Annotated in this window: 19 protein-coding genes and 1 tRNA gene; 9 read left to right on the plus strand and 11 right to left on the minus strand. The window is 46.8% G+C overall.

All coding sequences use genetic code 11. The annotated features are described in order from the left end of the window. Window positions 1–20 precede the first annotated feature (20 nt). Together gndA and FKV70_RS06895 are read right to left on the minus strand one after the other, a co-directional pair. Complete coding sequence (gene gndA / locus FKV70_RS06890) at window positions 21–1,427, minus strand: NADP-dependent phosphogluconate dehydrogenase (RefSeq protein ID WP_142612210.1); 1,407 nt, start codon at window positions 1,425–1,427, stop codon at window positions 21–23. Window positions 1,428–1,600: 173 nt separating this feature from the next. Then, window positions 1,601–2,200, minus strand: a complete 600-nt coding sequence (locus FKV70_RS06895; protein WP_063213662.1) for a hypothetical protein — start codon at window positions 2,198–2,200, stop codon at window positions 1,601–1,603. A 278-nt stretch (window positions 2,201–2,478) separates the two neighbouring features. Between FKV70_RS06895 and FKV70_RS06905 the strand changes: the two genes are divergently transcribed. Then, window positions 2,479–3,111, plus strand: a complete 633-nt coding sequence (locus FKV70_RS06905) for a YktB family protein (protein ID WP_063213663.1) — start codon at window positions 2,479–2,481, stop codon at window positions 3,109–3,111. 42 nt (window positions 3,112–3,153) lie between these two features. Here the strand turns inward: FKV70_RS06905 and FKV70_RS06910 are convergent, their stop codons facing one another. Further along, window positions 3,154–4,434: an MFS transporter gene (locus FKV70_RS06910; RefSeq protein WP_142612211.1), complete on the minus strand. Its 1,281-nt coding sequence runs from the start codon at window positions 4,432–4,434 to the stop codon at window positions 3,154–3,156. A 186-nt stretch (window positions 4,435–4,620) separates the two neighbouring features. Between FKV70_RS06910 and FKV70_RS06915 the strand changes: the two genes are divergently transcribed. After that, window positions 4,621–6,096, plus strand: a complete 1,476-nt coding sequence (locus FKV70_RS06915; protein ID WP_063213665.1) for an aminotransferase class I/II-fold pyridoxal phosphate-dependent enzyme — start codon at window positions 4,621–4,623, stop codon at window positions 6,094–6,096. A gap of 110 nt (window positions 6,097–6,206) precedes the next feature. Here the strand turns inward: FKV70_RS06915 and FKV70_RS06920 are convergent, their stop codons facing one another. After that, window positions 6,207–6,512, minus strand: a complete 306-nt coding sequence (locus tag FKV70_RS06920; protein ID WP_007431055.1) for a DUF1292 domain-containing protein — start codon at window positions 6,510–6,512, stop codon at window positions 6,207–6,209. 79 nt (window positions 6,513–6,591) lie between these two features. Beyond that, window positions 6,592–7,149, minus strand: coding sequence for a hypothetical protein (locus FKV70_RS06925; RefSeq protein WP_013371897.1), 558 nt, complete (start codon window positions 7,147–7,149; stop codon window positions 6,592–6,594). A 201-nt stretch (window positions 7,150–7,350) separates the two neighbouring features. Between FKV70_RS06925 and FKV70_RS06930 the strand changes: the two genes are divergently transcribed. Further along, window positions 7,351–8,109 (plus strand): MBL fold metallo-hydrolase, encoded by a 759-nt coding sequence (locus FKV70_RS06930; RefSeq protein WP_142612213.1) that lies wholly within the window; start codon window positions 7,351–7,353, stop codon window positions 8,107–8,109. Window positions 8,110–8,237: 128 nt separating this feature from the next. Here the strand turns inward: FKV70_RS06930 and FKV70_RS06935 are convergent, their stop codons facing one another. Together FKV70_RS06935 and FKV70_RS06940 are read right to left on the minus strand one after the other, a co-directional pair. Beyond that, window positions 8,238–8,474, minus strand: coding sequence for a DUF3892 domain-containing protein (locus FKV70_RS06935; RefSeq protein WP_063213667.1), 237 nt, complete (start codon window positions 8,472–8,474; stop codon window positions 8,238–8,240). An 85-nt stretch (window positions 8,475–8,559) separates the two neighbouring features. After that, window positions 8,560–9,003, minus strand: coding sequence for a GNAT family N-acetyltransferase (locus tag FKV70_RS06940; RefSeq protein ID WP_025675812.1), 444 nt, complete (start codon window positions 9,001–9,003; stop codon window positions 8,560–8,562). Window positions 9,004–9,144: 141 nt separating this feature from the next. On the opposite strand from FKV70_RS06940, the gene FKV70_RS06945 reads away from it, so the two are divergent. Beyond that, window positions 9,145–9,216 (plus strand) — tRNA-Val (locus FKV70_RS06945). Window positions 9,217–9,495: 279 nt separating this feature from the next. Here FKV70_RS06945 and nirD read toward each other — a convergent pair. Both nirD and nirB (FKV70_RS06955) read right to left on the minus strand, forming a co-directional pair. Further along, on the minus strand, window positions 9,496–9,825 hold the full coding sequence (gene nirD / locus FKV70_RS06950; RefSeq protein WP_064796283.1) for a nitrite reductase small subunit NirD: 330 nt from the start codon (window positions 9,823–9,825) through the stop codon (window positions 9,496–9,498). A gap of 12 nt (window positions 9,826–9,837) precedes the next feature. Further along, the gene (gene nirB / locus FKV70_RS06955; protein ID WP_142612214.1) at window positions 9,838–12,270 is read right to left on the minus strand and encodes a nitrite reductase large subunit NirB; all 2,433 of its coding nucleotides are present in this window, start codon (window positions 12,268–12,270) and stop codon (window positions 9,838–9,840) included. A gap of 447 nt (window positions 12,271–12,717) precedes the next feature. Here nirB (FKV70_RS06955) and FKV70_RS06960 point away from each other — a divergent pair, with 447 nt between their 5' ends. Together FKV70_RS06960 and FKV70_RS06965 are read left to right on the plus strand one after the other, a co-directional pair. After that, a complete protein-coding gene (locus tag FKV70_RS06960; protein WP_142612216.1) occupies window positions 12,718–13,320 on the plus strand; it encodes an ANTAR domain-containing response regulator in 603 nt (200 codons plus the stop codon). 20 nt (window positions 13,321–13,340) lie between these two features. Continuing rightward, window positions 13,341–14,414, plus strand: a complete 1,074-nt coding sequence (locus FKV70_RS06965) for an anthranilate phosphoribosyltransferase (RefSeq protein ID WP_142612218.1) — start codon at window positions 13,341–13,343, stop codon at window positions 14,412–14,414. A 23-nt stretch (window positions 14,415–14,437) separates the two neighbouring features. Here FKV70_RS06965 and nasC read toward each other — a convergent pair whose 3' ends face one another. Both nasC and nirB (FKV70_RS06975) read right to left on the minus strand, forming a co-directional pair. Then, window positions 14,438–16,618 carry an assimilatory nitrate reductase catalytic subunit NasC gene (gene nasC, locus FKV70_RS06970; protein ID WP_142612220.1) on the minus strand — a complete coding sequence of 727 codons (2,181 nt, stop codon included), beginning with the start codon at window positions 16,616–16,618 and terminating at the stop codon, window positions 14,438–14,440. Window positions 16,619–16,724: 106 nt separating this feature from the next. Next, window positions 16,725–18,899 (minus strand): nitrite reductase large subunit NirB, encoded by a 2,175-nt coding sequence (nirB, locus tag FKV70_RS06975; protein ID WP_142612222.1) that lies wholly within the window; start codon window positions 18,897–18,899, stop codon window positions 16,725–16,727. Window positions 18,900–19,337: 438 nt separating this feature from the next. Between nirB (FKV70_RS06975) and FKV70_RS06980 the strand changes: the two genes are divergently transcribed. The 3 genes from FKV70_RS06980 (at window position 19,338) to FKV70_RS06990 (ending at window position 23,667) form a co-directional block, all read left to right on the plus strand. Beyond that, on the plus strand, window positions 19,338–20,555 hold the full coding sequence (locus tag FKV70_RS06980) for a nitrate/nitrite transporter (RefSeq protein WP_142612224.1): 1,218 nt from the start codon (window positions 19,338–19,340) through the stop codon (window positions 20,553–20,555). Between the two features lie 333 nt (window positions 20,556–20,888). Beyond that, a complete protein-coding gene (locus tag FKV70_RS06985; protein ID WP_064796277.1) occupies window positions 20,889–22,607 on the plus strand; it encodes an NAD-dependent malic enzyme in 1,719 nt (572 codons plus the stop codon). Window positions 22,608–22,707: 100 nt separating this feature from the next. Next, window positions 22,708–23,667, plus strand: a complete 960-nt coding sequence (locus FKV70_RS06990) for an AEC family transporter (RefSeq protein WP_142612226.1) — start codon at window positions 22,708–22,710, stop codon at window positions 23,665–23,667. Window positions 23,668–23,989 lie beyond the last annotated feature (322 nt).

Raw genomic sequence — 23,989 nt, forward strand, 5'->3', positions numbered from 1 at the left:
ATTACATATTCATCGGTTTATTAGAACCATTGATGATGGAATACGCCTTCTTTGTCCACACGCTTGAATGTATGTGCACCAAAGTAGTCGCGTTGCGCTTGCAGCAGGTTTGCTGGCAAACGCTCAGTGCGATAGCTGTCATAGTAAGCAAGCGCGCTGGAGAAGCCAGGCACTGGAATACCTTGGGATACGGCTACAGAAATCACTTGACGCCATGCATCTTGATACGTTTCTACTACATTTTTGAAGTAAGAGTCCAGCAACAGATTTTTCAAGGCAGGATCGCGGTCATACGCATCCTTGATATTTTGCAGGAATTGCGAACGGATAATGCAACCACCGCGGAAGATCATTGCAATTTTTCCGTATTTCAAATCCCAATCATATTCATCGGAAGCTGCACGCATTTGAGCGAAGCCTTGAGCATAAGACACAATTTTACTTGCGAACAATGCTTTACGTACGCTTTCGATAAATTCTTTCTTGTCGCCGCTGAAGGATTCAGCTTTAGGTCCGCTCAGCACTTTGCTTGCCGCAATACGCTCGTCTTTCATAGCAGACAAGAAACGGGAGAATACGGACTCGGTAATCATGGACAATGGCACACCCAGATCCAGCGCACTTTGGCTCGTCCATTTACCAGTACCTTTTTGACCTGCTGCATCCAGGATCACATCTACCATAGGCTTGCCTGTTTCAGCATCATATTGGGAGAAGATGTCAGCTGTAATTTCGATTAGGTAGCTGTCCAACTCACCTTTATTCCATTCTGTGAAGATTTCATGAAGCTCTTCCGCACTCACATTCAGAACTGATTTCAGCAAGTGATATGCTTCACCAATCAATTGCATGTCGCCGTACTCGATACCATTGTGCACCATTTTTACATAGTGACCAGCACCGTCGGGACCGATATATGTACAGCATGGGTCGCCGTCCACTTTAGCAGAGATTGCAGTCAGAATCGGCTCTACCAGTTTGTAGGCACTTTCTTGTCCACCCGGCATAATGGCAGGACCATTCAAGGCACCTTCTTCTCCACCGGATACGCCTGTACCAATAAAGCGAAGTCCTTTTGCCTCCAGCTCCTTGCTGCGGCGCTGTGTATCTGGGAAGTAAGCATTGCCTCCGTCTATAATAATGTCGCCCTTGTCCAGATGAGGCACAAGCTGTTCAATCGTGGCATCTGTAGCTTTACCAGCTTGAACCATGATCAGGATTTTACGGGGGGATTCCAGTGAGTTCACAAATTCTTCAATGGAGAAAGTACCCGTCAGTTTTTTGCCTTCTGCTTCTTTGAGAAGGTCGTGCGTTTTTTCTGGAGAGCGGTTAAAAACCGAAACGGTGAAGCCTCTGCTCTCAATATTAAGGGCCAAGTTTTTACCCATTACCGCCAGGCCGATCACACCAATTTGCTGTTTTGCCATCTGGTTCCTCATCCTTTGCAACATATTTTGTGTTCTATATCGCCGCTTTACCGCATTACACTTTATGTGAATCGGAACACGTGCACTTCTATTTTAACGTTTTTAGTGTCAGAAGTGAACCCCTGTCTAATCGCAGATCAAAACACCCCATTTGCATGAGGTGTTCCGATGTACTACGCTTCCATCATCAGCAGTTGGTGAGATAGCGTTTGCAGGCGTTTATGGCTATTCTCGATTTTAATTGTATCTTTCTCCGTCATCGCTGTGAACAGCTTCTCCAATTCATCGTCTACTTCCATCTTAAGCAGCAGCAGCCGGGTTTCCCCTTCATTGGAAGCGTACATATCCTCCATTTCCTGGGCGGATAGCACTGGTCCCTTCTGATAAATGACACGCTGCTTAAAGCCAGTCACCTCGACCAGACGAATGACCTCGCCGAACAAAATATTTTCCACCAAAATATGATGATCCTTGACTCTTTTGACAATGGCATGACCTCGGGTGCTTCCAATCAGCTTCTCCAACCACTCAGCCAGCTTGGCATCGCGGATTACATAATCTCCAGCCAGCTTGTAATGTCCAGTGCGCAATTGTTGAAAACGGAGCTTCACCAGCTTGCGCCCGGTTCTCACCGACAAAACCAGATACGACTCATCCTCGCTCCAGTACAGCGAATACCCTTCCGATATCAAATCCTTGATCAGATTATGGATATGCCGACGGCTAAACCGGAGCTCTAGATTGCAATATTCTACCTCACAGCCCTTGTTCACGGCATTCCCTCCTTTTTCAAGTCCGATTCAAGAAGTCCGGCTACAGCAAGCCTGCGGCTTTCCCGCTTGATCTTCCCTTGCTCTATTTTATACTTCATTTTATGTAAGGGTACTTGGTTATTTGACCTATTTTTATGAGTAACAGCGCACAATCCTACTTTTGCCTTATATGCTTGTACCGAGCCCGGTCTAAAGTCGGTCAAGCCCGTGACATTATGCTATAATCGGACATATTACGCCAAACGATATGGCTTAGCCTTGATATAGGAGGAATAGGAATGACATTCAGTGGATTTACTGCAAAGGACTTTGATGTTTTTGAAATACCAGGCTTGGAGCCTCGCATGGAGGTGCTAATACAGCAGGTACGGCCCAAGTTGGAGGTGATTGGCGAGGAGCTAGCCCCCTTCTTGACGGACTTATGCGGAGAAACTATGCACGTTCACGTAGCCAAGCATGCACGACGCAAGGTCAATCCCCCGATCGATACATGGGTAGCCTGGGCGGCAAATAAGCGCGGGTATAAGGCCTTGCCGCATTTTGAGGTAGGTATGTTCGCTTCCCATATTTTCGTTATATTCGCAGTCATTTATGAAAGTCCGAATAAAATCACGTTTGCCCAGGCCCTTGAAGCTAACCTGAGCGATGTACGTGCTAACCTACCGGGCCATTTTTACTGGTCCATGGATCATATGGCTCCTCAAGGCACAGAACAGCAGCAAATGGACACTGAGGAGTTTCAATCCATTATTAACAAGCTGCAGCAGGTAAAAAAAGCCGAGGTTATGTGCGGGCTCCGTATTGATCGTAACGATCCTCTCGTCAGTGACGGAGCTGCGTTGCTGCAGACGGTGCGTTCCACCTTTGAGCATTTGCTGCCGCTGTATCGAATGGCTTTCCCAAAGGAGTAGTACCGCACGCTGGAGTAGCATCAGCACGTTTACGAATGCTGTTCAGGCCTCTGCATTCTTCCTGCGCGGATGGCGCGCCAATACCAGATGGCAGCTAAACATGAGCAGCATCACGATCCCACTGATGATAAAAGGTGCTGTGTGTCCGGCATGGTCCCATAGCACCCCTGAAACGAGTGGGCCGATAACCATGCCAGAGCCTTGAAGTGTTAAAAAAAAGCCCCATACTGTTGCACGCTCGCTTTCCGGAATCAGTTGGGCAAGAAACGTGTTCCATGCAGGCAAAATGAGCGCGTATCCCAAGCCAATGATGGCGACGGATACAAACACAAGCGGAATGCTCTGTACTGTTGAAAAGAAAAATAGCGTGGTCCCGGCAAGCAAAAAACCGATGTGCAAAAAATACTTGGTTCCAAGGCGATCCACCAGCTTGCCACAAGGGATCAATGCCAGCACAGTCACGCCACCACCAGCAATCAGAAGCATGCTATACAGGTTCGGCGAAATTCCGAGATCCGTCCGCGCATACAGCGTTAGCACAGGGCTGATCAAACCAATGACAAAGGACTGTAAAAACAGCGCAGGGTAAATTAACGGATTCACATTAAGCTTGGTTTTGAGCGTGCGGATCGTCTCCTGGATACCTCTCAGCACTTGCTGCTTTTGCTTGGAGTCCCCCGAAGATATAAGAGCGCTCTGTTCAGGTTCAGCTTTGCCAGCAGACCTGTTCGTTCCAGGCAGCATAAGAGCAACCAGCAGCAATACAATGCTGCACCCTATCAAAATCATGAATACCGTGCTGTAAGAGTGTCCGTAGTGGGATATGGCGAAGTTCATAATAAGTGGACCCAAGCCCGTTCCGCCCATGGACGCAATTTCCAGTGTCCCCATCGCCGCACCGTTATTGTTATTAGGTCCGGACATTTCAGTCGTCCCAGTCATCACACAAGGCCAGAGCGGAGATGTCCCCAGTCCTAGCAGCAGACATGCGATGACAAGCCACACAGGCGCTGTCAGGGCGCTTAGCATAATGATCGCTACAAGCGTAAACAACAACGCGGTTGACATTGTTCCACGGTAACCGAGGCGTTCAGCCATCCAGCCCGCCGGTGCCCGGAATGCATTGTCTCCAAAATACTGCAGCGAAAAAGCCAAACCGATGATCCCGGCTGACAGCCCCAACGTTTCTCCCATATATACCGGCAGGATGGATACCAGAAGAGATCCCTTCATAAATTCGACCAGAAATACGAGTATCCATAATTTAGAAAAAAAGGGGGTCCATAGCCGCTGCGAAGCTTTTTTTCTTCTTATTTGCTTCATCTATCCCACATCCTCTACCTACGTTTATTGTATATACATTCCAGGTTCTCCGCCCACTCCGCTCTTTGGCAAATAAATGCGTCCTCAATCGCTTGCATTCCTACTTCAAACTGCTATACTCAATTTTGTTCTATTATCAATTGCACAGGATTATGAAATCCTGCATGAAAGGTTGTGACAACACTAATGAATCAAAGCACCACCCCGCTTTTTACTGCTTTGAAAAAGCATGCTCAGAGCAACCCGGTTCAATTTCACATCCCAGGTCATAAAAAGGGAGTGGGGGCAGATCGGGAATTTCGCGAATTTATGGGGGATAATGCTTTTTCCATAGATATGATCAACATCGCTCCATTGGACGATCTGCATCAGCCATCAGGCGTCATTGAAGAAGCTCAAAAGCTTGCAGCAGAAGCCTTCGGAGCTGATTATACTTATTACAGTGTACAGGGCACAAGCGGAGCCATTATCACCATGATTATGTCCATTTGCATGCCGGGTGATAAAATTATTGTACCCCGAAATATACACAAATCTATAATGTCTGCCATTATCTTTGCTGGTGCGAAGCCGGTATTCATTTCTCCAGTCAGTGATGAGAATCTCGGTATTCACCACGGGGTTACAACCAAGTCCGTACGCCGGGCATTGGAACGCCACCCTGACGCCAAGGGCGTCCTTGTCATCAACCCGACATATTACGGTGTGTGCGCCGATTTGAAGGAAATTGTAGATCTCGCTCACAGCTATAATGTGCCGGTCCTGGTCGATGAGGCTCACGGAGTACTGATTCATTTTCACACTGATTTGCCGATGTCCGCCATGGAGGCGGGGGCAGATATGTCAGCTACAAGCGTTCACAAGCTGGGTGGTTCCTTGACTCAAAGCTCGATACTGAATGTAAATACAAAAAACGGATTTGTTAATCCGCAGCGTGTACAAACTATTTTTAGTATGTTAACAACGACGTCGACTTCGTATATCCTGCTGGCTTCGTTGGACACATCCCGACGCAATCTGGCCCTTAACGGTCATGAAATTGCCCAACGTGCTCTAGAACTAGCTGAATATTGCCGCTCAGAGGTTAACAAAATTGAAGGGCTATATTGCTTCGGCAGCGAAATTCTTGGCACAGAAGCTACCTATGATTATGATCCGACCAAAATTACGGTTCATATCCGCCATTTAGGCCTTACCGGATATGATGTGGAAAATTGGCTGAGAGATCATTATAATATCGAGGTTGAGCTTAGCGATATGTACAATATTCTCTGTTTGGTTACCCCTGGTGATACCAAAGAGGAAATTGACATTTTACTAAAAGCTTTGCGAGAGCTGGCTTCACTACACTATTCCACAGGTCAGCAGCATGAACTCGTTGTCAAGATACCGGATATACCGCAGCTCTCCCTCATTCCGAGAGACGCTTTTTATGGAGATACAGAAATTGTGCCTTTTAAGGAATCTGCTGGTCGCATCATTGCAGAATTCATTTACGTATATCCGCCAGGCATCCCGATCCTATTACCGGGAGAAGTTATTTCGCAGGACAATATTGATTATATTGTAGATCATGTGGAAGTAGGCCTGCCGGTTAAAGGACCTGAGGATCGGACGGTACATCAGGTAAAGGTTATCGTTGAAACTGACGCTATTTCTTAATTATGATCTGTTAGCACCTGCTTGCAAAAGAATGTTGACAGTCAACAAAAAAAGCCCCCATTTGGGGGCTTTTCTAGTGTTTTGAAGAGCAAAAACAGCTGTATCCAATCTTATTCGTATTGGGCAACAAGCTCGCTGTACGCAGCTTCTACACGCTTCCACTCATCTTCGTCCTCAATATTGTAAAGCACCATTTCCTCGTTTTCTTCTTCCATACGAAGAATGATGCCATCCGCTTCAGGATTGCCTCGCTCAAGCAAAAGAGCATAAACGTGATCTTCTACGTCGAAGGTCTCTACCAGCACCATTTCTACATCTTTGCCGTTTTCATCAGTTAGCGTAAGAACCATTTCTTCATGTTCGTGGTCATGATCGTGGTTGCAGGCTTCACCGTGTTCATGTTTGTGATCACTCATGGAAATACCTACCTTCAAATTGTTTTATTTTCCCTCGTATCGTAACATGATCAAGAGTGCAGGTCAATTTGTGGTACGCCTAATTTATCGCTGTAATGACTTTTTCGGACACTAGTGTGTAACTGCCATCTTTACTTTCTTTAATGTAGAAACCGACACGATAATTCCCTGCTGTTTTAAAATCATACGTAAAGTCGTTTGTGCGGAACCAGAAGTTATCCTTTTGCGCTCCTTTGATATCTTGGGACTGAATATCCTTTACGTTGCCCGAAGGATCGGTAATTGCTACTTTCACTCCGGAAATATCTGTTTTCAGGGTATCAATTTGACTGAACACATTAAACTTCACTTTGTTACCTTTATTCACGTTACCAAACACAGTATCCCCCTTGAACAGGAACATATGCACGTTCGGCTGGTCGAAAACAACCTTTCCACCAGAAGGATCAAAATTTACAAGTCCGTTAAAATCACGGATAGGCACATAGGTTTTCCCATCAATGACAACTGCACCATCTTTCGACACTTCTCCGTTAATAATCAACTGCACTTGGTCCTTGGCGGACTCCGCCGAAATGACGGTCCCTCCCATTATTGAAAAGGCCATCACTAGGGCCATCACTTTTCTCCATTTCATACTACGTATCCCTCCATCATCATCTGTTAAAAACCATCTGTCGTACATTTATACCTAGCTTAGCCGCACAAGTTGCGCTGTGCTTCACAAATTGTCCAAAGTTTTTACATAAGGGGCCAAATCTTTAGTTCCCGTAGACTAGATGTTAAAATACGATTTGTAGGATGTCTTATAACACATCGTCTGGAGGGTGAAACCATAATGGGTCTAACGATACAAATGCTTGGTACAGGCAGCGCTTTTGCCAAGCATTATTACAACAACAACGCACTGCTGGATAGCGGTGAAGGCAAGCTGCTGATCGATTGCGGAACAACCGCATCTCTAGCATTACACCAGATGGGTGTCCCTTTGCCTGATATTGATGCTATTTTAATCACACATATTCACGCAGATCATGTCGGAGGCTTAGAAGAATTCGGTTTTCAAATGAATATCCTTCATCGTCGCAAACCTCGGCTCTATATCGCCGAACCATTAATCCACCCTTTATGGGAGCATACGCTCAAGGGTGGCATGTCCCAGCAGGGTATGATTGACAAGCTTGAGGATGTATTCGAGGTAAATGTCATTACGCCTGGCGTACCCACCACTTTAGTACCTGGTATCCAGGTAGAGCTAATTCCTACCCGGCATATTCCCGGTAAACATAGTTACTCCTTGTTCATTAACGAACGTCTTTTTTATAGTGCAGACATGGTTTTTGATCCCGAGCTACTTCATCATTTGGTGCATGAACGAGGATGCCGTAGCATTTTACATGAGGTTCAATTACTAGGTACTGGAGAAGTCCATACCACGTTAGATGAGCTGCTAAGCTTGCCAAAATCTCTTCAAGAGCAAATTCATCTGATGCATTATAGTGATGATATGGAACAATTCAGGGATAAGGCAGGAATGATGTCCTTTCTGGAGCAGCAGCGAGTATATCCACTAACGGAATTGGAACGTGCAGAGTAACCGAGGTAAAGAGAAGAACTTGAACAATTAAAAAAGCCGCCTGACTTTCCTACAAAGGATAGCCTGGCGGCTTGCTGCATTTCTTTGAATAAATGATAAGCTTGGCACGTTAAGATTGAGCGTCAAAGTCAGAACATCGGCAGTTGATCCAGGTTATTAGAAGGATCTCCATCAGCATCCCCTCGGATTCGTTTGCTTCCATCTTTGGCCTTGAATACGTTGACGCCTGCAATTGAGCCTGCCTCAATCTCGTTCAACGCTTGGCTATAATCCAAAATTCGTCCAGTAGATGTCTGAAACGACGTAAGATCGCCATCCCCATTTTTACGCACTGCTGTAATGTGTTCTCGTTCTGTATTTGCCATGCTGCATCGCTCCTTATCCATAGTATAGTGGAGGAACTTCTACTAGCATGCGCATTGTACAACTTTGTATGCACCCTGTGCTTGACTACAACTTTTTACGCATACGCACGTGTGGTATTCCTGCATCGTCAAAAGGTTCATCGGAGATCGTTTCATAACCAAGCTTTTCGTAAAACTTCTCGGCTTGACATTGGGCATCTAACAACGAGTATCTCAGCCCAAGTTCACGTGCACGCTCTTCCAGTGCTAGGAGTAGCACACGTCCATAACCTGCCGCACGATGCTCCTTGAGAACGGCAATACGTTGCATTTTAGCTGTATCTTCATCGTAATATGTTAATCGACCCGTAGCCACCATTTCGCCATGTTCACAAATTAGCAAATGATGGGCGGTATCTCCCAGCTTGTCATAATGATCAATTTCAAGATCTAGAGGAACCTTCTGCTCTTCGACAAACACTTTGGTACGGATCAATATTGCCTTCTGTAGTTGCTCTTCTGTTGTTACAGTTATAATTTCTGCGGCCATCGTCTGTTCCTCCTATCAATAAATGCAAATTGTAAACTCGCTAAATTTGAATTATATATACAAATAGTCATGAAGTACAGGCTGATTTCTATTTTTGCACTTTACATATATGGTTAATACATGATATTATCTAGTAACTACAGGACGGTAGCTCAGCGGGAGAGCATTATCTTGACAGGGTAAGGGTCATGGGTTCGATCCCCATCCGTCCTATTCGTCAAAAGCCTTGATATTCAAGGCTTTTTTTGTTTATCTAGAGATAAAGCGAATTGTGCTGAAAAGAGAAACTGGTCTGTTTAAGATTTAAGCGACAAAAAAGCCAACCGGAAATAAGGTTGACTTTCTTATATACTCTACCGCTACACTTAAGCAGCAATTTCTTTTTTTTCACTAAGATTGAATTCTAAAGAATTGTTAGGCAATACGTATCTCTTCTATTATATAGTAGAAGGACAACTAAGCCAGCATCCTAGCACAATAAACCTGATGCCCCTAGATTACAATAAAAACAGCTCCACTTTCACTGTCAATCTCCGTCGGGTAAGTGGTCACACATCCAGTATCCGGCTCTCGCACCTGGCCGGTAGGCAGGTCGACTTTCCAGTCATGAAGTGGACAATGGACCACTGATCCACATATCATTCCTTCGGACAGCCGTCCCCCTTTGTGCGGACAACGGTTCTCAAGTGCACGCACGCTGCCGTCACTAAGACGGAACAAGGCTATCTCTGTGTTATGAATGCGAACGGTCCTTGCTCCACGTCGGTCAATTTCGTTCAGATCTGCTATCCTGATTCTATTAGTTGTCGTATTGGTCTCCATTTGGTCCGCCCCCTATTCCGTTACTGCCTTAAGCTCCGGCAGCTGTACAAAATTTTTGCGTAGCTCTTCGTTATGAATGATTTCGTGCCACGGATCAGTCGTTGTGCTCAACGTCTCCTCAATTCTGGTTACCAGTTGCTGCCTTGTCTCCGCATCTGCTAGCACCTGTTTGATCGAGTCCACGCCTACCCGTTCCACCCAATGAGCTGTACGCTCGTTCCAATTCGCCTGCTCACGGTAATATTGCAGATAGGCGCCAGTCCATTCCATCACTTCAGCTTCCGTTTTAACGGTACAAAGCAGTTCTGCTGCTCGCACCTTAATACCGCCGTTACCTCCAATGTAGATTCCCCAACCACCGTCAATAGCGACAACACCCAAATCCTTGATCGTCGCTTCTGCGCAGTTGCGCGGACAGCCTGACACAGCCAGTTTGACTTTGGATGGCGTATTCAGACGTTCAAATGCCTTTTCCAACCGGATCCCCATGCCCATAGCATCCTGAGTACCGAAGCGGCAAAAAGTGTTACCCACACACGTCTTGACTGTTCGCAGCGTCTTTCCATATGCATACCCCGACGGCATATCTAGCTCAGACCAAATTCCCGGTAAATCTTCCTTTTTTACACCAAGCAGATCAAGGCGTTGGCCACCCGTAAATTTAACCAGAGGCACGTTGTATTTCTCCGCGACAGCAGCAATCTTCTTCAGGTCGGCAGGTGACGTAACTCCTCCATAAATGCGGGGCACTACAGAGTAGGTACCATCTTTCTGGATATTAGCATGGTACCTTTCATTTGTGAATCTGGATTCCTTTTCATCCTCATAATCCAGTGGCCACAGCATACCCAGATAATAATTGAGGGCTGGACGGCATTTGGTGCATCCTTCAGGTTCGTTCCAGTCCAGCACGTTCATCACTTCTTTGACGCTCTTCAACCCCATGTCCCGGATAGCATTAATAATTGCTTCCCGATCAAGAGTCGTACAACCACATATCCCCTCTTTCATCGCTTCTCCGGTTTCTACGCCTGCGTACAGCTGTAAGATCCCCTCCACTACTGGCTTGCAGCCGCCGCATGATGCTGATGCCTTCGTGCAGGTCTTAATCTCCCCGAGACTCCCACACCCAGCCGCAATCGCTTCTCTGATGTCACGCTTGGAAACACCGTTACATCCGCATACAATTTCGTCTTCAGGCATCTGCTCCAGCGTCATGACGCTATTACCTTCTGCTTGATCAGGGCTGAAGCCCAGTAACAACTCTTTCTCTCGACCAACCACCGACTCGCCACTTTTGATTAGAGAAAACAACTTGGCACCGTCAGATGTATCTCCAAACAGGACGGCTCCGATCAGTCTTTCTTGCTTGATGACGATTTTTTTGTAGACGCCACCAATATCATCCTGATAGCGCAGGGATCGTGTTTCTGGCTCATCCTTGTAATTTCCTGCTGAAAACACATCGACACCCGATACTTTCAATCTTGTCGAGGTAATGGAACCACTGTAACCGGGAGTCTCTATTCCTGCGAGCCGCTGGGCCAGTACACCCCCCTGCTCATATAATGGGGCAACCAGACCATATGTGATTCCCCGGTGTTCTGCACATTCTCCAACGGCATATATGCCAGGGATATTCGTTTCCATGTGATCATTTACGATAATGCCACGGTTTACGGGGATTCCCGCCGACAGCGCCAGTTCAATATCTGGTTTGATGCCTACCGCCATAACGATCAGATCGGCCTCCAGTTCGCTGCCATCAGCAAACTTCAATCCTTCTACGCGGCGACGCCCTGCAATAGCTGTCGTTCGCTTATTGACCAGAAAAGTCATTCCCTGTTCCTCCAGCTCGCGTCGTAGCATAAGGGAAGCGGCCTCATCCAGCTGCCGATCCATAATATAGTCGTTAATATGAATCACGGTAACATCCATCCCCAAATTGAGCAGTCCGCGGGCTGCCTCTAGTCCAAGCAAGCCACCGCCGATGACGGCTGCTTTTTTGTGCGTCTTCGCCGTCTCCATCATCGTCTCACAGTCACGAATATCTCGGAAACCGATCACTCCATCCTTATCAGCTCCTGGTAACGGCAAGATGAAGGCTTTAGAGCCTGTTGCCAACAATAATAAATCATAAGGCACACATCTACCGGAGCGTGATGTCACCTGCTGTTTTTTCGTATCGATCGCTGTGACAGGATCATCGGTATATAAGCGGATATTATTGTCTTCATACCAACTCCAATCGTTGATGATAATATCCTGCAAGCCAGTTCCTCCGGCCAGAACAGAGGACAGCATGATCCGATTATAATTTGGATGGGGCTCGGCCCCGAATACTGTAATCTCATAAGCACCTGGTGCGATCTTCAGCAAATGTTCGAGAGTGCGTATCCCCGCCATTCCGTTGCCGACCAGTACTAATTTTTGAATGTAGCTCATTAGGTCACTCCCTCTCCCATGTTTATCCTTAAAACATAAAAAAGCCTGCTTTACATACAGGGATGCAAAACATCCCTCACATGTAAAAACAGGCTCCATTGCCGTTTCATAGAATACACCGTTGTATCCATCAGAGTATGAAATTTAAAAGTGTTGTAGCCAATATATAACGATTCAATTCGTATGTCAATATTCCTCACGCATAATCTCGTAAAAAAAATATTTTATCACTAAGTAACATATTCATGACGTATAAAATATCACTCTTCTACAAAATTAGGATTGATTTTCAGTTCAAAACACGCCAAAATGGTTTAAAAGTCCGCTTCTACTTCATTATGATGGAAAAGTTAAATCATCTCACAAAGTCATATGTCACATTTCTTGTCAAGATCTTCAATCCTCATGCTTAACTCACCCTTCATGTTAAAGAGAGGAGGAGCCCGCTTGCGTTCCTTGTTGGTAATTCACTCACATGCTGACCCTGCATCCGAGCAGGCAGACATCATTCCCTCATGGCAAATAGAACCTGAGCACCTTTTAGAGTCCAACGGATACCTGCCTTTGCCATGCCGCGATGAATCTGAATTCAAACAGCTCATCCATAATGCAGATGCGGCAGTACTGAACATACCCGTCGGCACAATCAGTATGTGGAGCAACAGGTTAGAGCAAACCCGAGCAATTCCGTTGCTATGGTGGTGCAGCGCGATATCCGCGCAGTCATCGACGGAGGCTTGCGAAGCAGATGCGACTGTCGATGGCATTCTACTCCCTACGATGGTAGCCCATGAGCTGAATTGGGCTCTTCATTTTAGCGCCAAACGCTTTTTTGAACGCCAGCACTGGCAAAGTGAACGAAAACAACTGACCGCTCGGCTGGAAGAACGCAAATGGATTGATATGGCGAAGGGGATCCTTGGCGAAGTAAACGGCATTCCAGAAGCGGCGGCTTATGATCTGCTGCGTAAAAAAGCGATGAATGAGCGCAAACGAATCGTTGATGTGGCCATCGCCATCGTGAAAGCTCACCAAATGCTAAAAGCATAAATCTGAAAGGGGACCTGCACGTGAATATGATTGAACTATTAAAAGAAGTTGGGCGCGGCAAAAGAGGCGCCCGTGATCTGAACTACGCCGAGGCCGAGGTAGCTGCTGAACTGATTATGACCGGGTCAGCAACCCCTGCTCAAATGGGAGCCTTTTTTACCGCGGAACGCATCAAAATGGAGAGTGTTGACGAGCTGGAAGCATTCGTTAATGTCTGTCGTAAATACTCCCATCGCTTTCCCATGCAGGGAGGTATTGATTTCGCCGGTCCGTACGATGGTAGGAAGTCATCTTTTATGGCCACCTTCGCAACCGCCTTTCTACTTGCCTCGAACGGAATACCTGTAACGATGCATGGTAGTACACCTCTCCCTCCCAAATGGGGGGTTACACTCCCACTTTTGTTACAAGAGATGGGGGTAACATCTGCGGATATGACCCACGAAACGGCCATTCATGCCGCGAAGCAGACAGGTGTGCTTTTCGTCGTTTCCGAACAATGGTGCGCGCCCCTGCGAGAACTGCGACCTATTCGCGAAGAGTTGGGGCTTCGCACAGTACTGAACACAACCGAGAAACTGATGGATTACGGTTCTTCCCCGTATATTGTATTTGGCGTTTTCCACAACACCGTGTTCGACAAGACGGCGAAAGTCATGCAGAAGCTGAATTATCGCAGGGCACTGATCGTACAGGGAAGCGAAGGATCAGAGGACCTGTTCATTGATCGACCAACCCGGACTTACCTGTTTGCTAACGGTGAGGTGTCACTCCAGGTTATAGATCCCGAAATGTACGGGTTGGATTCGGTAGTGCCAGAACACAACTGGACTCCTGCTGAACAGCTACGTGTATCAGAGGAAGTGCTGCAAGGCACAGCCCCTACAGCCTTCTCGAATCAAGTGTTGCTCAACGGTGCGGTCCGACTGTTCGTCGCAGGGCGAGTCGACTCCATTGAGGAAGGCTTGTACACCTGCAAACCGTTGCTAGAAAATGGACGCGCCTGGGAATTGTACTGCCACTGGCGTGAAGCTATGTTGAGTAAAGAAATAAAAACGGGAGTCGGCACATCCGAAACCCGTTCACGTTTATAAAGCCAGCATTATATAGTCGTACTCTAGAATTGGGACCACTCCTCGTTATGTCCCCTGTTTGCAGATACAGCTAGACGAAGGGGCCGGATGTGTACAGCAGCCGTTTTGAACCCAGGCATCCGGCAGAACGGATCAAGGTCGGGGCGGGTCGCCTGATTTACATTTTGTGCCCCGCCCCAATGCATAGGTACGAAAATCGTATCTTCGCGAATATTCGGTCTGATCCGGCTGCGGACAGTAAAGCTGCCGCGCTGGGATGTTATTTCCACCCACTCCCCATCCCTGATATACCAGCGCCGCGCTGTACGCGGATGAATTTCTACATAATTCTCAATCTCACGCGCGGCCAGCGAGGGGCTTCTGCGTGTTTGCGCACCAGTCAAATAGTGAGTCAGCACACGGCCATTCGTTAAAGTAAGCGGATATTCCTCGGATAACTCCTCTCCTGCTCCCCAGCTTTCAACCACTGTAAAAACAGCCCTTCGGTCGGAAAGAGCAAAGCTTTCCCGAAACATCATATCCATACCAGCTTTATCCGTAGCTGGGCATGGCCAATATACCCCTTCCTCACGACGCAACCTGTCATAAGTGATCCCGTAATAATCAGCAAGACCACCCCGGCTAGCGAATCGCAACTCTTCAAAGATATCCTCTGCATCCTTATACGCAAAGTAGCCACCCTTGTTCAGTCTTGCAGCTATCTGGCATAAAATACTCCAGTCATCTCTAGCTTCGCCCGGCGCTAGACGTACCGCTTCCCTTAGCAAAACGCGGCCTTCCAGATTAGTCATCGTCCCCGTATTCTCCAAATAAGACGTTACAGGCAAAACAACGTCGGCCAGCCGCGCCGTTTCAGTGAGAAACATATCGGCCACAACCAACAAATCCAGCTTTTTCAGCGCATCCTCCACCAGTCGGACATTCGGGTTAGATACAATCGGATTCGAGCCCATAACGAACAGAGCCTGGATTCCTCCCTGATGAACAAGCTCCATCATCTCATAGGCCGACACTCCTTTACCTGGCAAACTACTTGGGTCTACTCCCCATACGGATGCCACATAGGCGCGGTCTTCTTCGTTCTCAATCGATCTGTAACCTGGAAGCTGATCAGCCTTTTGACCGTGTTCTCGCCCACCTTGCCCGTTTCCCTGACCTGTGATGGCCCCGTAACCGCATCCTTCCCTTCCAATCTTTCCAGTGGCCAGCACGAGATTAAGTAATGCACGCACCGCCATATGTCCATCGATCTGCTGTTCTACACCCCTGGCCGTAAAAACGATACCCGTCTCCACACTGCCAAAGGCACGTGCTGCCTGCTGAATCATGTCTGCCTCAATTCCGCACAGCGCAGCCGCTTCGTTCAAATCCAGTTCATTCAAATGAGTCAATAGTTGGTCATACCCATTGGTCCGCTTGCGGATAAATTCTTCATTTACCAATCCCTCATCCACGATGACCTTTAGCATGGCATTCGCCAGCACAGCATCCGTACCTGGTCTGATTTGCAGATGCAGATCGGCGATTGCCGCTGTAGGTGTAGCGCGCGGGTCAATTACGATAATAAATGCACCATTTTCCTTCGCTTGGTGAAAATAAGGCATTAACGTCGGCTGACATTCAGCGATATTCGTGCCTGCAAGCACAATACAACGAGCTAACGGAATATCGGCCAGCCTGCAAGTCAGTCCGCGATCCACACCAAACACTTTGCTGCCAGCGGATGCTGCTGCCGACATGCAAAAGCGCCCATTATAGTCAATATAGCGCGTTCCTATAGCCACTCTGGCAAATTTCCCGAGTAAATAAGCCGTTTCGTTCGATAGCGAGCCTCCGCCGTAAATGCCAATTCCGTCAGGACCCTGCGTAGACAGCAGTGAAGAGAAACTACTAGCTACAGCATCCAGTGCTTCTTCCCACGGGACCGGAACAAGCCTGCCTCCTTTGCGCATGAGAGGCTGTGTCAGCCTTCCTGGATGAGTTGCATGCTGATGGGCATTCATACCTTTGATGCACAACCTGCCTTGCGAGGCTGCATTAGGTTTTCCTTCCGCTTTATAGACCGTTCGAACGATACCTGCGAGTGCCTCCGTTTCCGTACTGATGGTCATCTTACATTGTACGCTGCAAAATGGACACTGCGTCTCCACTAGAGGGGCGACGTATTGACCGACTTTCAGCTTGTTTTCTCCTGACTGACACATAAAATCACCCTCCCCCTCCATACGTCGCAATGTTATCTTCTTCACATACGAATCTATCGCTACAATCCCCACTCCATCCGTGAACCTGTCGACATATCGGAATCCGTTAACCCGTCAACATATCGGACCGCAGGCTACCCGTCAGCTCATTTCGCAAAGCAGCATCGAGTACATTTTCCCGCAGCGCTAGAATGCCAGTCCGTTCAATCCATTCCCACATTTTCTCCCCGTACCGCGCACTATGCCTGTAAATTTGCAAACAGGTTACAACCATCAGCACCACTTCTTCCGGATTCTCCTCTAGTCCAAGCAGCAACCCCTGACGAACCGGATGCTCCGCATGTCCACCGGCATACACCTCCCAACCTGCTGGCGATCTGGAGATACCCATGTCATGGACAAGCACCCCACCAGGATACTCCGAACCTGGACTAACAGCTACCTCAACCGGTGACGGTAATGAAAGACTTCCCCATACTGCCGCCAGCCGCTCTCTTAGCCAGATCACCCCACCAAAAGTCTGATCCATTGGGGCAGTACCGACACTCCCCTGACGTTCAGCATTCAAATTTGCAAAACTCAGGCTCACAGGACCCGTTTCCCCTTCGTATGGTGCAGTGGGCCGAATCACAACGCCTGCACTCAGCTGTTCTGTCGCTGATCTCTCCCGCAATCCTAGAGATTCCAGATAATAAAGGACAGCCGGACGACATAATTCACACCCCTGCTGTCTGGTCCAACCGAGACGGGAGATCACTTCCTCTGGAGTTCGACAGACTTTATCCACCATCGCGATCTTTAGCGAATCATGATCGTAAAATGTACAACCACACACAGGAACAACTTCTTGAATAGTCGTAGCTACCACAGGTTCGGAAACTGTCACTCGGGACAAACCATTTTTGACCAGTGCAGCCACTAACGGTCGGCAGCCTCCGCAGGAGCTGGATGCTTTGGTTCGGATCTTCACCTCTTCTACCGTTTTCAGCTTATCCGTGGCGATTGCCCGCAAAATATCTCCCTTGCTCACGCCGTTGCACGCGCATACCGTCTCTCCTTCCGGCAGTGCTTCCGCCGCATCCTCCGCTTTGTTTTTGCTGTTATCCTGGGATATAAGCTCTGTAACTGGCGCGCCGCGCTGTACCATGCCGAGCAGCGAGGTACTTTCCGCCGTATCACCGAACAAAATAGCTCCAGTGATAGCGCCGGCGCGCATCATCACTTTTTTGTAAATTTCCTGCATTCCGTTATACTCCACAATCGCGATCTCGTTTCCCTCTTCACGAATGTCTCCGGCAGAAAATACATGAATCCCCGCCACCTTGAGCTGTGCATACGGGACCGTCCCTTCATAGGGAGCCGTTTCATGATCACAAATCACTTTTGCCAGCACTTTGGCCTGCTCATATAGCGGCGCCACCAGCCCATATGAAATCCCGCGGTGCTCAGCACATTCACCAACTGCGTAAATCCCAGCAATACTCGTGCGCATATAATCATCCACGACAATGGCACGGTTTACCTTCAGACCACTGTCCTGAGCCAATCCGATATGGGGCCGGATACCAACCGCCAGCACGACCAAATCCGTTTCCAATCTATTCCCATCTGTAAACATTAATCCTTGTACTCGGTTACGGCCGATAATACGGACCGTATCCTTCGCCAAATGAAACCGCATGCCCTGTTGCTCCAACCGCCGTTGTAAAAGCACAGCCGCAGTACGGTCAAGCTGACGATTCATCAAAAACTGCGCATTATGAACAACGTCCGTTTCCATCCCTAAATTCAGCAAGCCTTGAGCAGCCTCAAGCCCCAATAGTCCTCCTCCGATGACGGTGGCCCTTCGGTACGTTTTGGCGTACCTTGCCATGGTTTCACAGTCATCCACATCACGAAAAGCGATGACTCCTTCTTTTCGGACTCCAGAGATGGAAGGTATGAAAGGCAATGAGCCAGTTGCCAGTATGAGAATGTCATAGGGCTCTTGCATGCCGGATTCTGTTTCCACCATACCAGTGACCACATCAATACGACACACGCGTTCACCAGCTTGCAACTTTACTCCATTTTCTTCATACCAGTCCCAGTTATGTGTGACGATATGATTGAACGAACTCTCCTCCTGAAGCATTTTGGACAGGAGCACACGGTTGTACCCGGGTCGTGGTTCTGCGCCAAATATGGTAATTTGGAATCGGTCCGGCTCCAGTCGAAGAATTTCCTCCACACATTTGATGCCTGCCATACCATTACCGATGACGACCAATCTTTTTATCATAATGAATCCAGCCCCATTCTCCGAATTGAAACAAAACAAGACAGAAAAAGCCCTTCTCCATATCTGTGGAAAAGGGCACCGTTGCCGTAAATGTCGGTACATCGTTGTACCGATATGCATTTTAGATTACTGGATTGTGAGTATTATGTCAACATTCAATACATAAAACCTATACTTCCAATCTTTTTTTAATTTATTCCGAATTTAATGTTATATATATTGACACAACTAGCATACCTTTTTATAATTTGAATTAAAATCACTACCATGTGAACATACCCAAACGATGCACAATGAGGTGTATCCAACACGGCAATGAAGCCGCAAAACGTTCCCAGATATCAATGACGGGACGATTTGCGGCTTTTTATGTTCAACTGAGAGCTCAAGTCTGAGACCTGAGCTGTTCAAACAACAGTAGAAGAGGAGAGATTGAGAATGAAGAAAAAAAGTTTCTGGCACAGCGGACACAAACCCACCCTGTTTGGCTCCTTTCTGTATTTTGATATTAGCTTTATGATATGGGGAATGATCGGGCCGTTGGTCGTTGTCATTGCTCATGACTATCCAATGGACCCTGTACAAAAAGCCAATCTTGTCGCTCTACCGATACTTAGCGGTTCCCTGCTGCGACTCGTGCTTGGATTCATGTCGGATTATATGGGGCCGAAGCTCACGGGGCAGATTGGTATGCTTGTCACGATCATCCCACTCCTGCTCGGCTGGCTGTGGGTTGATTCGCTAGAGCAGTTGTATGTTGTCGCCCTACTTTTAGGTGTGGCTGGAGCTTCATTTGCAGCTGCACTACCATTGGCTGGACAATGGTACCCCAAAGAGCATCAAGGGCTGGCCATGGGAATTGCTGGTGCTGGCAACAGTGGAACCGTCCTCGCAACTTTGTTTGCCAACCGCATTGCCCAGCATTTTGGCAGTTGGGAGATCGTTTTTGGCTTGGCCATCATTCCAATTTTCATCGTCTTTGTTCTGTTCAGTATTTTTGCCCGCAACAGCCCTCATCGCCCGGCACCAAAAAGTCTGTCGCAATATGCTTCGGTGCTCAAACAGAGGGATGCCTGGGTGTTCTGTGCCTTTTATTGCGTGACGTTCGGCGGCTTCGTCGGCCTATCTAATTATTTGACCATTTTCTTCAATACTCAATACGGGCTCTCCGCAGTACATGCCGCTGACTTTGCGACCGTTTGTGTCATCGCCGGCAGCTTTTTTCGCCCCGTAGGCGGCTTTTTGTCCGACCGGATCGGTGGTTCACGCATGTTAATGTACTTGTATGCCGGTGCCGGGACTATGCTCGCCAGCATTGCTTTTTTACCACCACTTGCCGTGGTCGTAGTCCTTCTGTTCGTAGGAATGATGTGCCTTGGTGCGGGCAACGGCTCCGTATTCCAGCTTGTGCCGCAACGATTCGGCAACGAAATCGGGCTCATGACCGGCATCGTCGGTGCTGCTGGCGGCATAGGCGGGTACTTTCTTCCCCTGATTCTGGGCCATCTGTACAAATTAACGGGCTCTTACATGCCAGGCTTCATCTGTCTGAGCCTGATCACATTCTGTGCTCTTGTCCTGGTCGTCACCATGCAATTGAGATGGCGCAACAGCTGGATGAGACGCTCTAGTCCAGTTGCTAATGAAAGTGTTTGATTCTTAATTATCCCTACAATAAAAAATAGCTTAACTTCGCTTATAAAAAATGAAGTTAAGCTATTTCTCCATACATATTCAATCGAATTATAAAGCTATAAAAAAAGTCACATTTAATGAATATTTACCGAAAATATTATGAAAATTTAATGAATTTTTCAGTTGAAAATCATTGAAAATCGCTTTCATTTTCATATTTTTTCTTATGTAAACACTTATATAACCATTTTTCACACAACATACTTGTTCACTTGGTTTAAAATAAGGCGTATACTTGTTCACGAATTGTTCAAGGATTAACCAAATGTATTTTTTAGAAAGAAGGAATTGGAAATGCGTGCTTTTCATGTTACGGAAGACGGAACTATCGAAACCAAATTAACCGGAAAAGATCTTCTGGCCAACCCACTGCTAAACAAAGGAGTGGCTTTTTCGCTGGAAGAACGTCAACAGCTCGGACTTGACGGCCTTCTTCCTCCCACCATATTAACGATTGAGGAACAGGTTCAACGGGTGTACGAGCAATTTCAAAGCCAACCAGATAATTTACGTAAAAACGTTGCCTTAAATGATCTTTTTAATCGCAATACCGTTCTCTATTATCGTTTGCTTTCCGAACATCTGAGCGAGATGCTCCCGATTGTTTATACCCCAACAGTCGGTCAGGCTATTCAGGAATACAGTCATGAATATCACAAACCAGGCGGTATGTATTTATCTATTGATAATCTTGCTGGCATCAAAGACGCTTTTAAGAACCTGAACTTGGGTCCTGATGATATCGACCTGATTGTAGCCACAGATTCTGAAAGTATTTTGGGAATCGGGGACTGGGGAGTTGGCGGTATTAACATCTCCATTGGTAAGCTTGCTGTATATACAGCCGCTGCTGGTATTGATCCTAGCCGGGTGCTGGCCGTTGTGCTTGATGCAGGTACAAATAACGAAAAGCTGTTAGAAGATCCTTTATACATGGGGAACCGTCATAAACGTGTACGCGGAGAACAATATGATCAATTTATTGATACTTATGTTCAAGCTGCACTTTCTGCTTTCCCGAACGCACTGCTTCACTGGGAAGATCTAGGTAACGTCAATGCTCGGAATATTATTAATAAGTACGGGAAAAATATTTTAACGTTTAATGATGATATTCAAGGTACTGGCGCGGTTACGCTCGCAGGTGTGATGTCTGGTGTCCAATTGTCCGGAATCCCTCTGAGCAAGCATCGGGTTCTCGTGTTTGGCCCAGGAGCTGCCGGAATCGGCAATGCAGACCAAATTAGTGCAGCCATGATGCTGGAAGGATTGTCAGAAGCTGAAGCAAGACGTAACTTTTGGGCTTATGATTACCGCGGCCTGCTTACGAATGAAACAGAAGGTCTTTTGCCATTCCAGGTCCCTTATGTGCGTGATGCGGCCGAATGCCGCGACTGGGAGCATGCTGAAGATGGAAAAATCTCTCTACTTGAAGTCGTTCGTCGTGTGAAACCGACGATTTTGATCGGAACATCCGGTGTTGCAGGAGCATTTAGCGAGGAAATCGTTAAAGAGATGGCCAAGCATACAGAACGCCCTATTATTATGCCAATGTCCAATCCGACTCCACTGGCGGAGGCTACTCCTCATGATCTGATCCACTGGACAGAAGGAAAAGCGCTCATTGCAACAGGAAGTCCTTTTGAGCCAGTAATCTACAATAATATTTCGTTTGAAATTGGGCAATCTAACAATGCGTTCGTATTCCCGGGCCTTGGTCTTGGAGCAATCGTAGTAAAATCAAAAATAATAACAGATAGCATGTTTGCAGCAGCTGCACATGCAGTCGCTCAAATGGTTGATCTGTCACAGCCTGGTGCTTCCCTGCTGCCAAAAATCAACGAACTGCGAGAAGTATCCGAAGCTGTTGCTGTAGCAGTTGCTAAGGCGGCAGTTCAAGATGGTGTTGCGCGTCATATCCCAGACGATATCGTACAAGCGGTTCGGGGTTCCATGTGGGAGTGCAACTATAAACCCATCAAACAGTATGGACAGGAAGCCGTTCTGGTTTAAAAATAGCGAACAACATCAAAATCTAAACTTGCTGTAAGCAAAGTGATTATTTAACTGATGTCCGCCATTTTTGGCGGACATCTTCATTGGAGGAGACATCATGGCTACAGGTCATATCTTTATCATCTTAATTCCTATTTTCTTTGTCATTTTAATTGGTTATTTCGCAGGTTTATTCAAGGCCTTTAACCCAGCATCCTCTAAGGGATTGAATACACTGGTAACCAAATTTGCTTTACCTGCACACTTGTTTATTGGTATTACGACGACCCCAAGAGAGACGTTAATACAAAAATGGCCCTTTCTTGTAACTTTGCTGCTTGGAATCATCGGCTTTTATATCGTATTGCTCGTCTTATATCGCTTAATCGCCAAAAAGGGACTGACAGAATCCTCCATGTTCGCATTGAATTCAACCCAGCCCTCTTTTGCATTCATGGGGATTCCAGTTTTGGGAAGCTTATTCGGAAGTGCAGTTGTCGCTATTCCTATTGCGATTACCGGTATTGTTGTTAATGCGATTCTCGATCCACTTGCAAGTATTTTGGGAACGGTCGGCCAGCGTAAATCAACACAATCCGACGAAAATAAAGGCAACTTATTTAAATTCACTATAAAATCAGTTCTACATGGACTCAGTGAGCCGTTGGCTTGCGTACCCTTGATTGGTGTTGTATTAACTTTATGCGGATTCCAAGCACCGAAACTTTTGCAATCCATGTTTGATCAAATTGGTAATATTACTTCGGGTACAGCTCTTTTTGCCATCGGGGTAACTATTGGGATTAAAAAGATTACGTTCAGTCCAAGAGCACTTAGTATCGCTGTACTGAAAGCCATCGTGATGCCTGTAGTTATGCTCGGTATTGCTGTTCTGATCGGACTATCCTCTGAGGATGTGACCAAAGCCGTATTACTTGTCGCATTTCCCGGCTCTGCTGTGGCCGCTATGATTGCGACCCGCTATGAATCACTGGAAACCGAAGCAGCATCTGCATTTGTTATTAGCTCTGTAGTATCGCTTATTACGATCCCTCTGCTCATTTCACTGCTTGTATAATGACAGAAAGTTCTAACACTCAGCGAAAGACTGGTATATAAAAGAATGAAGGGCATCCGTTCGCCCTCATTTATCTTACTTTTTAAATATTGTTACAACAATAAAGCAATTTAATGTGAATAGAAAGCATCATTATATCCCGTTTTACCAACCAGCGGTGACCTACATTTATTGAATGTGGGTTGCCGCTTTTTTATGTTTGGTGGGTTTACATACGTTTTGTCGTTTCTAATTAAAATTTTCATTATCAATCCGTAAGCATATCCCAATTGCAATAAATCGCTAACATTTATAAAGGAAATTGACGAAATATATAGGGATA

The sequence above is a fragment of the Paenibacillus ottowii genome (genome assembly GCF_006874425.1).
GTDB classification, from domain to species: Bacteria; Bacillota; Bacilli; order Paenibacillales; family Paenibacillaceae; genus Paenibacillus; species Paenibacillus ottowii.

What these genes read in the sequence shown, in the direction of transcription:
- gndA (WP_142612210.1), bottom strand. Translation starts at nt 1,427, where the DNA reads ATGGCAAAACAGCAAATTGGTGTGATCGGCCTGGCGGTAATGGGTAAA.
- FKV70_RS06905 (WP_063213663.1), top strand. Translation starts at nt 2,479, where the DNA reads ATGACATTCAGTGGATTTACTGCAAAGGACTTTGATGTTTTTGAAATA.
- FKV70_RS06910 (WP_142612211.1), bottom strand. Translation starts at nt 4,434, where the DNA reads ATGAAGCAAATAAGAAGAAAAAAAGCTTCGCAGCGGCTATGGACCCCC.
- FKV70_RS06915 (WP_063213665.1), top strand. Translation starts at nt 4,621, where the DNA reads ATGAATCAAAGCACCACCCCGCTTTTTACTGCTTTGAAAAAGCATGCT.
- FKV70_RS06920 (WP_007431055.1), bottom strand. Translation starts at nt 6,512, where the DNA reads ATGAGTGATCACAAACATGAACACGGTGAAGCCTGCAACCACGATCAT.
- FKV70_RS06925 (WP_013371897.1), bottom strand. Translation starts at nt 7,149, where the DNA reads ATGAAATGGAGAAAAGTGATGGCCCTAGTGATGGCCTTTTCAATAATG.
- FKV70_RS06930 (WP_142612213.1), top strand. Translation starts at nt 7,351, where the DNA reads ATGGGTCTAACGATACAAATGCTTGGTACAGGCAGCGCTTTTGCCAAG.
- FKV70_RS06935 (WP_063213667.1), bottom strand. Translation starts at nt 8,474, where the DNA reads ATGGCAAATACAGAACGAGAACACATTACAGCAGTGCGTAAAAATGGG.
- FKV70_RS06940 (WP_025675812.1), bottom strand. Translation starts at nt 9,003, where the DNA reads ATGGCCGCAGAAATTATAACTGTAACAACAGAAGAGCAACTACAGAAG.
- nirD (WP_064796283.1), bottom strand. Translation starts at nt 9,825, where the DNA reads ATGGAGACCAATACGACAACTAATAGAATCAGGATAGCAGATCTGAAC.
- nirB (WP_142612214.1), bottom strand. Translation starts at nt 12,270, where the DNA reads ATGAGCTACATTCAAAAATTAGTACTGGTCGGCAACGGAATGGCGGGG.
- nasC (WP_142612220.1), bottom strand. Translation starts at nt 16,618, where the DNA reads ATGTGTCAGTCAGGAGAAAACAAGCTGAAAGTCGGTCAATACGTCGCC.
- nirB (WP_142612222.1), bottom strand. Translation starts at nt 18,899, where the DNA reads ATGATAAAAAGATTGGTCGTCATCGGTAATGGTATGGCAGGCATCAAA.
- FKV70_RS06980 (WP_142612224.1), top strand. Translation starts at nt 19,338, where the DNA reads ATGAAGAAAAAAAGTTTCTGGCACAGCGGACACAAACCCACCCTGTTT.
- FKV70_RS06985 (WP_064796277.1), top strand. Translation starts at nt 20,889, where the DNA reads ATGCGTGCTTTTCATGTTACGGAAGACGGAACTATCGAAACCAAATTA.
- FKV70_RS06990 (WP_142612226.1), top strand. Translation starts at nt 22,708, where the DNA reads ATGGCTACAGGTCATATCTTTATCATCTTAATTCCTATTTTCTTTGTC.